Genomic DNA, 13,571 nt, shown 5'->3' with positions numbered 1-13,571 from the left:
CCGGCATAGAGCCGGAAACAGTTCGTGACCGATTGGCCCCGCTTCGGCGGGGTTTTTTGTTGCCGCGCGACCACTGAGGTCGGACCATCTTGCTATCCATAACGCAAGCCCCGCCATGCTTTAGGTCCGAGACGGCGGGGCCTGGAATGCCACTCAATCTGTCGATGTGAGGCGAGCTGCTTCCGCAGCCTGCATGGCCGCGAGACGACGCGCTTCGTTCTCGCGTACGAAATTCTCCCCGAACTCTAACTGCTCACGGCTCATATCTGCCGACATCGCCTTGTTGAGATCAGCCTCGAGCGAACCTTCGACGCCGGCGAATGACATGTCGTTTTGGAGGCCATTCTTCATCGCGTAGTTCAGCAACTCCCCGGATCGATTTCCGATCTCTTTGCCGTCAAGGGTGCGCTTAAACAGCCAAAGAATGACATCGATCACCTGAAGTCCTGCGCTATTCTGTTCGGTCGACATCTTGAACTCGCTGCCGAGAACCCGACCGAAGCGATATGGCCGGTCCTCCCCAGGCAAATGCAAGGGCCTCTCGTCTTTTCGCGAGCTATCACTGATGATCGCATGCCATTTGGTGAGGGTTTTTCCGAACTGGGACTGCTCGTCGTGGACAATCTGTCTGACAGGCCGATCCCATTTCTTGGAATGATGTTCGATTCCATCTAGTAGATTCGTGAACGCCACGAAATTTGGAGCGTTTAGAAGCCGGTCGACTTTACTTTTTACGAACGTCGTGAAAGCCTGCGGATTGTCTCTAGCCCACGTCAAAGCGTCCGTTGCGAGTTGTCGAGACCGAGCATCATGCAGCCGATCTACATGTTCAAGCATGGCCTCCGCACCTTGAACGAATAACTCCTTCGAGGTTCGCTCGTTCGGAGCTGTCAAACAGTCCCATACGATGCTTGCCACTTCATCAGTGACAACCGCGTGAGACAGTTTGAACATCAGCAAAAGCTTTAAGTGCTTTACCCAGTAAACATGCCATGGCACCGCGACATTCTCGCCCGCATCGAAGTATGTATCGAAAACCTTGGCAGTCGCGAGATAGCGCTTCTCGAGCCTTGAAAAGAAAAACCGCGACGGGCTCTTTTTCAGAAGACGATGGATATCCAGCGCGATGGTTTCGATTTTTGCGACGCCAAGCTCGTTCGCGTGCAAGGCATCACTGTCAACTTTGCGTGAGATTTTGAATAAAGCATATTTGTTCAATAAATCGAAGTTAGTCTTGGATATCAGGGCAGCTGTGATGTAATGAGGCTGGTTTGGGTCGAATATTTTGTTCCCAGTATTCCCGCTTTCGTCGACATACGCCCACATATAACGCCTCGTCGGTCCACCGATCTATTTCAACTGGAGCTTGTAGCGGCAGAGATCGTCAAGCGGCAAGGCGAACCCGGCCAGACCCTCGGTCTCGCGGCCTTACGCTCGATCACGGTCAAACCGCATTGATGATCAACGCGCGGCTGGACATCTTGGAAGGGGATCACGCCAGCTCCGGCGCGATATGTGGAACGCCGCCTTGACCGAGGCTGAAGAGCAGGGCGCTGCCTGAGCGGGGGAGTGTACGTGGGCCGCCCCGAATGTCACGGCTGTATGCTGTTGTCCCCTCTGAGCGTGCGCTTCACGCCCGAAAGACAGAGAATCTGATCCTGGCGAAGGTAGACCTCCTTTTGATCGAGCGCCTCTTCCAGCAGCGGCTTGCTATTTAGTTCGTTGAAGGGATTTGACCCGAACGGGACACTGCCATCCTTGGGATGCGTCGCCAGCTTCCTGGCCGTCTCGAGCGCGCAATACTCAACCCAATCCGTCCCGAGTTCGAGACGCTTTGCTTGCTCCCCAACCGCGGCCCGCACGCGCTTGTTCATAGCGATTATGGCTCGTCCTACATCGGCGCGACTAAGGTCCTGAGCGACGGACACAGCAGGAGCGGAACATAGCGCGGTCGCCGCCAGCATCAGCCGGAAGTAGGGGGGCATCATCGAATCCTTCTTCGATCGGGGCCAGCATCGCTCCATCACCCTCGCCCTCTGCCAGAAAGGGACTCAAGAGGCGAACCACAGCTTCTACACTGCCTTTCCCTGAGCGCTTCCACGCGAACCTTACGGTAGTGGCCCAGGCCCAAGCCGAATTCGAAGCGGCCGCTTCCCAGCTATCGCTCGGCATTGATCAACTGGCCAAATCGCCCCCGGATATCGATCGCTCGCGTAGCTCGCTTCCTCGAACAAGCACAGCGGCAGGGCCTAAAGCTGCGCCCTGGCAATTGTGGATCGTATGATGTGGAGCAATGCCACAGACATAGATTGCGATGAGGACACAGCCGCCTGTCGTCCCAAGATAAGCGAGTGTTTCCGTTGCTCGCCGATTTCAATCTTCACCTTATCGATGAGGAATTTACGGCCTAGTGTAAGGTCATCGAGATAGGGCCTTACGTCCGATGTTCCATTAAGGACGATCTGAGCGGACACCGTTTCGGACAGGGATAACTTGGACAGCTGCAAGCTAAGGAATCGGCATCGTTCACCGACCTGATCGCCGATCAGCGTTCCCCAAACCAATGGGTTGATATCCATTGCCTGGAGCGCCAAAGCATCGTCGCACGCCTCGGATAGAAGATTCAGAAACATCGTCGTCGATCTAGGCGGGTTGATGATCTCGAGCCCGTGATCGCCGTCAGTCGCACGGAATTCAGCGACCCGAAATTCGACTCGATCGAATAACTGTTCTCCCCCGAGCGGATTGACCACCCGCTCTGAGACCGACACTCGCTCTACGAACCTGCCCTCGACGATATCGGCGCGAGCACGATCCAAGATAAAGCCGGTTCGGGCATCCGACTTATATTCGAGCTTGCCTAGCCGGCTTGCGAGCGTCCGCATATCGATCGGCCACTGCGCTCGAATCCAACGATGCCGGATCACGGCTTATCTCCGCGCTCAGGTGGGTTAGTTTTGATATCCGCCAGAACCTGCTGAGACGCCGTCTCGATCATGCGCCATATGCTCGGTTGACGATGGACTTCCAAGGGCTTGAAGTCGCTTGTTGGATTCCCGTTCTGAAGTCGTCGAGCGATTCTGGCATTGAACCGAAACCCTGTGCCTTCTCGAGCGCGCTTAAACGACGCGTCAAATTGCAAAACATCGCGTGGTTCGGCCTGCTGCTCAGATTGCCATGTCATCGAGGTGATGAAAAATCCGCTTCGCCGAAGATTTTGATACTCCGCGGATTGGAGAAGGTTATTTCCCGAAAGAACGATGCTGTTTACACGGCCCACCAATTCCGGCGCGGCAGCAACGTCATTATCCTTATCAATGTCGATCCCTTGTTCCAGATCTTGATCATCACCCTCAGACGCAATACGCATGTTTACGACAGTCATGAGGCGATATTCTGGAAGGCTCCTGATCAGCGCTAGAAAGAAACGCGATCGCTGCTCCGAGGACAGCCCCTCAAGACTGATAGAAACTGGCGTGATGTTGACGCGCTTGAGATCTTCGATCTTCCTTGTGATTGCCGCAACGACCTCATCGGCTTTCGTGGTTGACTGACTTCGTATAATCGTTTTGCCGTTCTCGAAGCTGAACTCGATTTCCGTATCTCGTCGAGTTCTCTGCATGAGTCGCGTTTTAGAATAGTCAACCTCATCATAGGCAATGTTAACCGTCACGCCAGTAGCGCGCTTATGATGAATTGTAAGCTCATCTTGATAGCCCGGCTCACTCTTATAAACGTTCAGAACAAGGTCGAGTTCTGGGAGATCCAATTCAACAGGTAACGTCGTGAATGTTCTCTTCTCTTGCCGAGCAGGCGCCTCGCGGGCATCGATTAATCTGACAACGGAGCCGTAATCGTGCGGCAACAACGAAATTGCGTCGCATAGATACTCACGATCAGATCGCTCCGAGTATAATATTCCCCGCTCTAGGGCTATCGAACGCAGAGCCTTTTCCGAAATTCTCTGCTTTGCAGACATCAAAAGGTCGAAAAGATCTTTGTCGCTGGCGCTCCGAAACTTTAGATTATCGGGCATATTCCATTCCAATTTGTTCGTCCACAAACTTCACCGCGATGCTGTTCACTGGTTCAATAACGATTCTTCGAACCGCGGCAGCAAGACTATCAGGATCGGTGAGCGATTTTGCGACGAGTTCCGCATACTGTTGCTGCGCACTCTGAAACGTAGAGGAAGTCGCAGATCCGTTTTCAATGTATCGAATCCTGATTTTGTCGTGATCGGCCAGCATGCCATAGCGACGCATATAATCTATAAAATACAAAAAGTCGTCAACTGACGCTTCATCATCGCGATAGTAAATTATGTATCCGTTCTGACGCATTTCTTCATTACGATACCTTATTATAATCCACGGCCCCGTTAAAACCTCCAATATAGCCGCACATTTCTTAGAACCAAGAACTTGAATTCCTCTATCGCCCTGCGGATAAAAATAAGTGCAATGTTCGGCGCTGGGCAATTTGTCATCTTCTGAGCTTCCTCGTAGCCATTGCATGTCGTGGCTAACATTATGGAGCCAGCGGATCTCCATAGGTCCTAAAACGAAGATGCGGCGATTTCGCGGGATGTCTAGCCCGTCGAGTTTGAGGCGCTTGAGTTCATCGCTGAAGTCACGATCATATCCCACATCGTGGTTGTAAACAAAGAGCATGCCCACTATTTCGCTCGTCCTGTGGGCATGTGTGTAGTCTTTCTGGTATTCGGCACTTACTTCAGCGCAGCTGATCTGCTCGGCGAGGCTTCTAATTGCGGCCTCTAGCTTGGAGCGAACGATCGACCCTGTTTTATAGCTTTTAAGATCCGTCTGGACGTATGTCCTAACATCGCGATACGGTTCATCATAGAAAAAGACAACATCGGTTGGATGGGTCTCTTTACCGTGCTCGCCTTTTTTGACACAGTCCCAGTTGTGATCTGTAGGCCCACGCTTCTGCCACATGAACATCGAGAAGATCTGATTGGAGATCTTCGTGGCCATGGCTGCGATGTGAACGGTCTCGGCCATCTATCCGCTGAACCATCTTATAACAATTGCATGCACCCTGCTTTCGATCAGGGTGCAAACTCATAGTACATGGATGGGCATCTCAGGTAAGGCGGGCCGAGCGCCGAGGGCTCTTTGTGGTTGCGCAATCCACACCGGCTTTCGCCCTGAGGGCGCATCGCCGCGCGCCCCCCCCTGTAGCTCAGGCTTACCGTTGCCCCCCCCCGTGTGGCGACGATAGCAGGAGAACGTCGACTGAGGCGGTTGGTGATGCCGACCCAGGGCAAGACGGGGTTGGCCCGGCGCCCAGCGCGATAGCTTACCGAGTCAAGACCTTGTCTGTCGATCGGCTGAACCCGATCTCGAGGCCAATGACAACAGATGCGTAGAAGGGCTGAGACGATGGGTGCGGCAGCGGTACGGAAGGCTCAAGAGGCGGCCTGGCTGAACGGGCTGACGAGCGACGAGCAGCAAGTCGTCACAACCGCCCGGCGTCTGACCGAGATCCTGCCGCTCCAGGGCGCCTGCTACCGGGCCTCGCTCTTCCTGAAATACCATCTCGAGATCGTTCACGGCATCGTCGGCACGGCGGTCGTCGGTTTCGTAAACGACGGCACGGACGACATTGATTGCTCGCATGCATGGTTCGAGTTCGGCGGGCACATGACCGATCTCGGGCTTGTCCGGCCGCTCAATCCGCAGATCCAGCGCGCCGGTCCCCTGATCATCCACGGACGCGAATTCCGCTCTGGCCACCGATGGAACTACCAGCCCACACGCAGCGTCGCGGGCCTGGCGCAATTCGCTCAGCTGCTCGCCGATCCGAAATATGCAGTGAAGATGCGTCAGGCCGATCAGTTGCACCGGACGATGGTCGCGACAGCACAACGCAACGATCTAATTCGAACGTATCTGGATAACGCGCCGGACGGCGGAACCTACGACGTGATCGCCGGGCGCCTCTAACTCTTCTCGCGATATCTCCACCCGATCGGCTCGACCGATCACTCGTTGGCTTAGCCCGCGAGCTAATCCGTCGGCTTCTTGAGCACGCGACGGCGGTTGATTCGATCTCGAAAGTACCGTTCTGCGGGGAAGACAGAGGCCGATCTCTGATCCACGCCCAGACAGCACACCGAGCGCTTTGCACCCCGTATGCACCCCAAATTGAATCAGTGGAGTGCAGATACGCAGTCAAAAACCAGATAAGCGTGCGATCTGATACACTTGATGGTGGGCGGTGAGGGACTCGAACCCCCGACCCTCTCCGTGTAAAGGAGACGCTCTACCAACTGAGCTAACCGCCCGGCGGCCGACCGTTACGGCATGGGGTCGGTGCGATGCAAGGGGGCGCCGTCGGGGGCGGCGAGGCGGCGGGCCAGCGCAGGCGCGAGGCCGGTGCTTTCGACCGGAACCGGGCGCGGTGGCGGCATGGGTGGCGCCCCCGTGGCGGCCAGGACGGCCCTTGTGCCGGCCTCGACCGAGCAGATCAGCGGACACGGGACCTGCCCGGCGATGCGTGGGGCGAGGCCCGCCAGGCCGGCCCCGCCGAGGATCACCGTTTCTGCACCCGCCGCGTGACTATCCCGGCAGGCCTGCGCCAGGGCGCCCAAGGCGCGATCCGGATCCGCGGCGATCTCGCCGCCGCTCGGGGCGATCGTGGTGATCGCTGCGAGACGGTCGGCCAGGCCGATCGTGCCGACGAACTCGCTCAGCATGGGACCCCAGGCCGCGCCGCCGGTGACGATCCCGAATCGCCCTGTGGCGGCGGCCTCGTGACAGGCCGCCTCGGCCATGCCGATCACCGGGACCGGGGACAGTTCCCGCAGGGCGAACAGGCCCGGATCCCCGAAGCAGGCCAGGTAGACCGCATCGCACCCATCCCCGTGCTCCGCCAGGGCGTCGAGAGCGGCGTGGGCCGCGATGGCCGAAGCCGCGCGGCTCGCGATGTAGCGGGCGCCGAAGCGGCCGGTCACCGCCCGCAACGCGGCCCGTTCGCCGATCTGGCGGCGGACATGGCCAGCGACGAGGTCGGTCACGGCCTGGCTGGTATTGGGGTTGATCAGCAGGATGCGCATGGCGGGCTCGTCCCACGAAAAAGCCCCCGGAGCGGGCTCCGGGGGCTTGTCTCATCGGATCACGGAGCGGGTCAGTGGGCGATGAACGCCGCGCCGTCCTCTTCCGTCCGGGCGGGCTTGGCCACGGGCAGCGGCTCCTCCCACTCGATGGCGACCGGCGCACGCACCAGGGCCTTCTCCAGCACCTGATCCATCCGGGAGACCGGGATGATCTCCAGCCCGTTCTTCACGCTGTCGGGCACCTCGGCGATGTCCTTGGCGTTCTCCTCGGGGATCAGCACGATCTTGATGCCGCCGCGAAGCGCGGCCAGCAGCTTCTCCTTCAGGCCGCCGATCGGCAGGACCCGACCGCGGAGCGTGACCTCACCGGTCATCGCGATATCGCGGCGGACGGCGATGCCGGTCAGCGTCGAGACGATGGCGGTCGCCATGGCGATGCCGGCGGACGGGCCGTCCTTCGGGGTCGCCCCTTCAGGCACGTGGACGTGGATGTCGCGACGTTCGAACAGCGGCGGCTCGATCCCGAAATCGATCGCCCGCGAGCGCACATAGGATGCGGCCGCCGAGATCGACTCCTTCATCACGTCCTTCAGGTTGCCCGTGACGGTCATCTTGCCCTTGCCGGGCATCATGACACCCTCGATCGTCAGCAACTCGCCGCCGACCTCGGTCCAAGCCAGACCCGTGACCACGCCGACCTGATCGTCCGCGTCGATCTCGCCGTAGCGGAACTTCGGCGGGCCGAGGAAGACCGGAAGGGTTTCCACGTTCACCGCGACCGACTTGGTCTTGGTGATCAGGATCTCCTTCACTGCCTTGCGGATCAGGTTGGACAGCTCGCGCTCCAGGTTGCGGACGCCGGCTTCCCGCGTGTAGCGGCGGACCAGCATCATCAAGCCATCGTCGTCGATCGACCACTCGTGGGTTCCGAGGCCGTGCTTCTTCAGGGCGTTCGGGATCAGGTGCTTGCGCGCGATCTCGACCTTCTCCTCCTCGGTGTACCCGGCGATGCGGATCACCTCCATCCGGTCCATGAGCGGGCCGGGGATGTTGAGGGTGTTGGCCGTGGTCACGAACATCACGTTCGAGAGGTCGTAATCCACCTCCAGGTAGTGGTCGTTGAAGGTGCTGTTCTGCTCAGGGTCGAGCACCTCGAGGAGTGCCGCCGACGGATCGCCGCGGAAATCCATGCCCATCTTGTCGATCTCGTCGAGCAGGATGAGCGGGTTCGAGGTCTTGGCCTTGCGCATCGACTGGACGATCTTGCCGGGCATCGATCCGATATAGGTTCGGCGGTGACCGCGGATCTCGGCCTCGTCACGCACGCCGCCGAGGGACATGCGCACGAACTCGCGACCCGTCGCCTTGGCGATGGACTTGCCGAGCGAGGTCTTGCCGACGCCGGGGGGACCGACGAGGCACAGGATCGGGCCGGTGAGCTTGTTCGCCCGCTGCTGAACGGCGAGGTACTCGACGATCCGCTCCTTGACCTTGTCCAGGCCGAAATGGTCGTTGTCCAGCAGGACCTGGGCGCCGAGCAGATCCTTCTTGATCTTCGAGCGCTTGCCCCACGGGATGCCGAGCATCCAGTCCAGATAGTTGCGCACCACCGTCGCCTCGGCGGACATCGGCGACATCTGCCGGAGCTTCTTCAGCTCGGCGGTGGCCTTGTCGCGGGCTTCCTTGGTGAACTTGGTCTTCTCGATCTTCTCCTCGAGCTCGGCCAGCTCGTCGCGGCCATCCTCGGAGTCGCCCAGCTCCTTCTGGATCGCCTTCATCTGCTCGTTGAGGTAGTACTCGCGCTGGGTCTTCTCCATCTGCCGCTTGACGCGGGTCCGGATGCGCTTCTCCACCTGGAGCACGGAGATCTCGCTCTCCATCAGCGACAGCACGCGCTCGAGGCGCTGCGCCACCGTGGGGGTCTCAAGGATGCCCTGCTTGTCGGAGATCTTGACGAGGAGGTGCGAGCCGATCGTGTCGGCGAGCTTCGAGGGCTCGTCGATCTGGGTCACGGCCGAGACGACCTCCGGGGAGATCTTCTTGTTCAGCTTGACGTAGTTCTCGAACTCCGAGAGCACCGAGCGCGCGAGCGCCTCGGCCTCGACGCGGTCGCCGAGCTCGTCGTGCAGGGCTTCGGCGGTGGCCTCGTAATACTCGTCGGAGCGGGTGAAGCCCGTCACCTTGGCGCGGCCGATACCCTCGACCAGAACCTTCACGGTGCCGTCGGGCAGCTTCAGCAGCTGCAGCACGGAGGCCAGCGTCCCGATCTTGTAGATGGCGTCGGTCGCCGGATCGTCGTCACCCGCATTGATCTGGGTGGCGAGCAGGATGTGGCGATCGGTGCGCACGGCCTCTTCGAGGGCGCGGATCGACTTTTCGCGTCCGACGAACAGGGGCACGATCATGTGCGGGAAGACAACGATGTCGCGCAGGGGCAGAACGGCATAGGAGCCCGTCGAACCCGGGACGACCGGCTGGCGCGATTTCGACTGTGTCATGGGGGACTTCCTCTCAGGGACGCCCGGCTTCGGTTCCCCCGGAGATGGGGCGAACCGACTGCCAGTTGCCGACCGGGCCGCGAGGGTCGGGATGGTCGTGAACTTTGCGGCTGGCGACGCGGACCGTTCCTCGAAGGAGCGAGCGGCCACCGCGATGAGCCTGAGGTGGCTGCGGGGGGCAGCGTTTTCAAGATGTTCCCCGCAGCGCGCCCGGCCGGAGCCGGGCGCTTAACGCAACCCTACCAAGCGCTTACGCGCTCACGCTGGCGGGCGCTTCCTTGTTGCGGTCGCCGTGGATGTAGAGCGGGCGCGACTTGCCCTCGACCACCTCGGGACCGATCACGACCTGCTCCACGGATTCGAGACCCGGCAGATCGTACATCGTGTCGAGCAGGATCGTCTCCAGGATGGAGCGCAGGCCGCGGGCGCCGGTCTTGCGCTCGATCGCCTTGCGGGCGACGAGCGAGAGCGCGTCGTCCTGGAACGTCAGGTCGACATTCTCCATCTCGAACAGCCGCTGGTACTGCTTGACCAGGGCGTTCTTCGGCTCCTGGAGGATCTTCTTGAGCGCGGCCTCGTCGAGGTCCTCGAGGGTCGCCAGGACCGGCAGACGGCCGACGAACTCGGGGATGAGGCCGAATTTCAGCAGATCCTCGGGCTCCACCGAGCGGAAGATCTCGCCGGTGCGGCGGTCGTCCGGGGCCTGCACGCTCGCGCCGAAGCCGATCGAGGTCCCCTTGCCGCGCTGGGAGATGATCCGCTCCAGGCCCGCGAAGGCGCCGCCGCAGATGAACAGGATGTTGGTGGTGTCGACCTGCAGGAATTCCTGCTGCGGGTGCTTGCGGCCGCCCTGCGGCGGCACGGAGGCGACCGTGCCCTCCATGATCTTCAGGAGCGCCTGCTGCACGCCCTCGCCCGACACGTCGCGGGTGATCGACGGGTTGTCGGACTTGCGCGAGATCTTGTCGATCTCGTCGATGTAGACGATGCCGCGCTGGGCCCGCTCGACGTTGTAGTCCGAGGCCTGGAGCAGCTTGAGGATGATGTTTTCCACATCCTCGCCGACATAGCCCGCCTCGGTCAGGGTCGTGGCGTCGGCCATGGTGAACGGCACGTCCAGGATGCGGGCCAGCGTCTGCGCGAGCAGCGTCTTGCCCGAGCCGGTCGGCCCGATCAGCATGATGTTGGACTTGGCCAACTCGACGTCGTTGTGCTTCGTCGCGTGCGCGAGCCGCTTGTAGTGATTGTGCACCGCGACCGAGAGGACCTTCTTGGCGAAGTCCTGGCCGATGACGTAATCGTCGAGGACGCGCCGGATCTCCTTCGGGGTCGGGACCCCGTCACGGCTCTTCACCAGCGAGGATTTCGACTCCTCGCGGATGATGTCCATGCACAGCTCGACGCACTCGTCGCAGATGAACACGGTCGGGCCGGCGATCAGCTTGCGGACCTCGTGCTGGCTCTTGCCGCAGAACGAGCAATACAGCGTGCTCTTGGAGTCGTTGCCGCCAGTCTTGCTCATATCGGTCTCCGATTCGTCGCGTACGCAGCCGGCTAAGGGCGCACGCGCATCGCTTCAACGTAAGGGGGCCCGTTTAAAGAAACAGTATGCTGCGCGCCTTTGACCGATGGGCCCTGTCATCGGATGCAAACACGCTGCCGCGGCGGGATCAAGGCCACGCCGCGGCGGTCAGGCGACGCAACCGTCAGGCGGCTGCGGGCTCGGGACGCTTCTGGATGACCTCGTCGATGAGGCCGAACTCCTTGGCCGCATCCGCAGTCATGAAATTGTCGCGCTCCAGCGCATTCTCAATGGCCGCATAATCACGGCCGGTATGCTTCACGTAGATCTCGTTCAGGCGCCGCTTCAGCGCCTCGATCTCGCGGGCATGGATGAGGATGTCGGTGGCCTGGCCCTGGAAGCCGCCGGACGGCTGGTGGACCATGATCCGGGCGTTCGGCAGGGCGAACCGGTGGCCGGGCTCACCGGCGGTGAGCAGCAGGGAGCCCATCGAGGCGGCCTGGCCGACGCAGAGCGTGGTCACCGGGCAGCGGATGAACTGCATCGTGTCGTAGATCGACAGGCCCGAGGTGACGACGCCGCCGGGGGAATTGATATAGAAGGAAATTTCCTTCTTCGGATTCTCGGCCTCGAGGAACAGCAGCTGCGCCACGATCAGCGACGCACCGTAATCCTCAACGGGACCGGTGAGGAAGATGATGCGTTCGCGCAGGAGGCGGGAGTAGATGTCGAAGGCGCGCTCGCCGCGGCTCGACTGCTCGACGACCATCGGCACGAGTGCGTTGTTATAGACGTCGATCGGATCTCTCATCTCGTCCTGCCCAGAGTGAGGCCCGGGGCTGCCGCGAATCAGGGCAGCCCGGGCATGTCAGCGAACACCGGCGATGCTTAACCATCGCCTAACCCTATGCCCGCCGTCCTGGGACAGTGCGGGGCTCAGTCGGCCTTTGCCTCGGTCTTGGCCTCGGCCTCGGCCTTATCTGCCGGCTTCTCGCCGGTCGTGTCGTCGTCATCCTCATCGGCGAAAAGCGTCTCTTTCGAGACCGGCTCCTCAACGAGTTTGACCTGACCGAGGACGTGGTCAACCACCTTCTCCTCGAACAGCGGCGCCCGAAGCTCGGCGAGCGCCTGCGGGTTCTTACGGTAGAAGTCCCACACCTGCTGCTCCTGGCCCGGGAACTGCCGGACCCGGGCGATGAGGGCCTGGTTCACCTCCTCGTCGGAAACCTTGATATCGGCGCTCTCGCCGACCTGCGCAAGCACGAGACCGAGACGGACGCGACGCTCCGCGATCTTCCGGTAGTCGGCCTGGGCCTTCTCCTCGGTGGTGTCCTCGTCCTCGAACGATTTGCCGCGGGCCTTCAGGTCCTGCTCCACCTGCGCCCAGACGCTGGCGAATTCCTGCGCGACGAGGGTCGGCGGCAGCTCGAAAGCGTACTTGCCGTCCAGCGCGTCCAGGAGCTCCTTCTTGAGCTTGCGGCGCGACGCCGCCTCGAAATCGCCGCCGATCGCCTTGGCAATCGCCTCGCGCAGCTTCTCGAGGGATTCCATGCCCAGCGACTTGGCGAACTCGTCGTCGATCTTGGCCTCGCCCGGGGCCTGGATCTTGGTGACGGTCACGTCGAACTCGGCATCCTTGCCGGCGAGATGCTCGGCGCCGTAGGCCTCGGGGAAGGTCGCCTTCACGACGCGCTTGTCGCCGACCTTGGCGCCGACCAGCTGCTCCTCGAAGCCCGGGATGAACGAGCCGGAGCCGAGCTCCAGGTCGATCCCCTCGCCCTTGCCGCCCTGGAATTCCTCGCCGTCGATGCGGCCGACAAAATCGATGGTGACCCGGTCGCCGTTCTGGGCCTCGGCGCCCTCCTCCCGCTCGGTGAACGGACGGCTCTGGCCGGCCATGCGCTGCAGGGCCTCGTCGACCTCGGACTCGTCGGGCTTGGCCACGAGCTTCTTGAGGCTGACGTCGGAGAGGTCGGCCAGCTCGAAATTCGGCATCACCTCGAGGGCGACCTTGAAGGCCAGGTCGGCCTTAGCGTCGAGCGCCTTCTCGACCTCGGCCTGGTCGGTCGGGAACTCGACCTGCGGCTCCAGCGCCAGCTTGAGGCCGTTATCGGCCACGATCTTGCGGTTGGCCTCGTTGACTGCGTTCTGCACCACCTCGGCCATGACCGAGCGGCCATAGACCTTGCGCAGATGCGCGACCGGGACCTTGCCGGGGCGGAAGCCCTTCAGCTGGACCTTGTCCTTCATGCCGGAGAGCTCGGTCGTCAGGCGCTCCTCGAGTTCCTGGGCGGCCAGCAGCACCTGAAACTCGCGCTTCAGACCCTGGGCGTTGATCTCGGTCACCTGCATCGTCGTCGTCGCTCTTCAAAAAACCTTGTGGTCGCCGGCCGGGCCGGCGTCGTGCGGCTTGGTCGCGCGGTCCGGGAAACGACGGTGTCGGATACGGGGATGAGACGGCCCCGAG

At 61.1% G+C, this 13,571-nt stretch carries 11 protein-coding genes and 1 tRNA gene; 1 reads left to right on the top strand and 11 read right to left on the bottom strand.

Annotation, left to right across the window (positions count from 1 at the left end):
* Positions 1-153 precede the first annotated feature (153 nt).
* From LGR69_RS24210 to LGR69_RS24190, 5 genes are all read right to left on the bottom strand, one after another.
* The gene (locus tag LGR69_RS24210; RefSeq protein WP_230367597.1) at positions 154-1,326 is read right to left on the bottom strand and encodes a DUF3800 domain-containing protein; all 1,173 of its coding nucleotides are present in this window, start codon (positions 1,324-1,326) and stop codon (positions 154-156) included.
* 266 nt (positions 1,327-1,592) lie between these two features.
* A complete protein-coding gene (locus LGR69_RS24205) occupies positions 1,593-1,985 on the bottom strand; it encodes a hypothetical protein (RefSeq protein WP_230367596.1) in 393 nt (130 codons plus the stop codon).
* A gap of 264 nt (positions 1,986-2,249) precedes the next feature.
* Positions 2,250-2,927, bottom strand: coding sequence for a hypothetical protein (locus LGR69_RS24200; RefSeq protein WP_230367595.1), 678 nt, complete (start codon positions 2,925-2,927; stop codon positions 2,250-2,252).
* Positions 2,924-4,036: a hypothetical protein gene (locus tag LGR69_RS24195; protein WP_230367594.1), complete on the bottom strand. Its 1,113-nt coding sequence runs from the start codon at positions 4,034-4,036 to the stop codon at positions 2,924-2,926. The genes LGR69_RS24200 and LGR69_RS24195 overlap by 4 nt, the downstream gene beginning before the upstream one ends.
* Positions 4,026-5,027, bottom strand: coding sequence for a hypothetical protein (locus LGR69_RS24190; protein WP_230367593.1), 1,002 nt, complete (start codon positions 5,025-5,027; stop codon positions 4,026-4,028). The genes LGR69_RS24195 and LGR69_RS24190 overlap by 11 nt, the downstream gene beginning before the upstream one ends.
* 381 nt (positions 5,028-5,408) lie before the next feature.
* Here LGR69_RS24190 and LGR69_RS24185 point away from each other — a divergent pair, with 381 nt between their 5' ends.
* Positions 5,409-5,972 carry a hypothetical protein gene (locus tag LGR69_RS24185; RefSeq protein WP_230367592.1) on the top strand — a complete coding sequence of 188 codons (564 nt, stop codon included), beginning with the start codon at positions 5,409-5,411 and terminating at the stop codon, positions 5,970-5,972.
* Positions 5,973-6,237: 265 nt separating this feature from the next.
* Here LGR69_RS24185 and LGR69_RS24180 read toward each other — a convergent pair.
* The 6 genes from LGR69_RS24180 to tig all read right to left on the bottom strand — a co-directional run bounded on the left by LGR69_RS24180 (position 6,238) and on the right by tig (position 13,456).
* A tRNA-Val gene (locus tag LGR69_RS24180) sits at positions 6,238-6,313 on the bottom strand.
* A 12-nt stretch (positions 6,314-6,325) separates the two neighbouring features.
* A complete protein-coding gene (locus LGR69_RS24175; RefSeq protein WP_230367591.1) occupies positions 6,326-7,084 on the bottom strand; it encodes an aspartate/glutamate racemase family protein in 759 nt (252 codons plus the stop codon).
* A gap of 71 nt (positions 7,085-7,155) precedes the next feature.
* Positions 7,156-9,582 carry an endopeptidase La gene (gene lon / locus LGR69_RS24170; RefSeq protein ID WP_007567159.1) on the bottom strand — a complete coding sequence of 809 codons (2,427 nt, stop codon included), beginning with the start codon at positions 9,580-9,582 and terminating at the stop codon, positions 7,156-7,158.
* 250 nt (positions 9,583-9,832) lie between these two features.
* Positions 9,833-11,104 (bottom strand): ATP-dependent Clp protease ATP-binding subunit ClpX, encoded by a 1,272-nt coding sequence (gene clpX, locus LGR69_RS24165; protein WP_007567156.1) that lies wholly within the window; start codon positions 11,102-11,104, stop codon positions 9,833-9,835.
* A 184-nt stretch (positions 11,105-11,288) separates the two neighbouring features.
* The gene (locus tag LGR69_RS24160) at positions 11,289-11,915 is read right to left on the bottom strand and encodes an ATP-dependent Clp protease proteolytic subunit (protein WP_007567155.1); all 627 of its coding nucleotides are present in this window, start codon (positions 11,913-11,915) and stop codon (positions 11,289-11,291) included.
* A gap of 125 nt (positions 11,916-12,040) precedes the next feature.
* Positions 12,041-13,456: a trigger factor gene (gene tig, locus LGR69_RS24155; RefSeq protein WP_230367590.1), complete on the bottom strand. Its 1,416-nt coding sequence runs from the start codon at positions 13,454-13,456 to the stop codon at positions 12,041-12,043.
* Positions 13,457-13,571: the final 115 nt, after the last annotated feature.

This window comes from Methylobacterium brachiatum (assembly GCF_020523825.1).
Taxonomy (GTDB): Bacteria; Pseudomonadota; Alphaproteobacteria; order Rhizobiales; family Beijerinckiaceae; genus Methylobacterium; species Methylobacterium brachiatum.
Note: the sequence above shows the minus strand (reverse complement) of the source record. Positions and strands in the feature narration are given on the sequence as shown.

Coding starts and splice junctions, on each gene's coding strand:
- LGR69_RS24175 (WP_230367591.1), bottom strand. CDS start 7,084: ATGCGCATCCTGCTGATCAACCCCAATACCAGCCAGGCCGTGACCGAC.
- LGR69_RS24195 (WP_230367594.1), bottom strand. CDS start 4,036: ATGCCCGATAATCTAAAGTTTCGGAGCGCCAGCGACAAAGATCTTTTC.
- clpX (WP_007567156.1), bottom strand. CDS start 11,104: ATGAGCAAGACTGGCGGCAACGACTCCAAGAGCACGCTGTATTGCTCG.
- LGR69_RS24210 (WP_230367597.1), bottom strand. CDS start 1,326: ATGTGGGCGTATGTCGACGAAAGCGGGAATACTGGGAACAAAATATTC.
- LGR69_RS24205 (WP_230367596.1), bottom strand. CDS start 1,985: ATGCCCCCCTACTTCCGGCTGATGCTGGCGGCGACCGCGCTATGTTCC.
- LGR69_RS24160 (WP_007567155.1), bottom strand. CDS start 11,915: ATGAGAGATCCGATCGACGTCTATAACAACGCACTCGTGCCGATGGTC.
- tig (WP_230367590.1), bottom strand. CDS start 13,456: ATGCAGGTGACCGAGATCAACGCCCAGGGTCTGAAGCGCGAGTTTCAG.
- LGR69_RS24190 (WP_230367593.1), bottom strand. CDS start 5,027: ATGGCCGAGACCGTTCACATCGCAGCCATGGCCACGAAGATCTCCAAT.
- LGR69_RS24185 (WP_230367592.1), top strand. CDS start 5,409: ATGGGTGCGGCAGCGGTACGGAAGGCTCAAGAGGCGGCCTGGCTGAAC.
- lon (WP_007567159.1), bottom strand. CDS start 9,582: ATGACACAGTCGAAATCGCGCCAGCCGGTCGTCCCGGGTTCGACGGGC.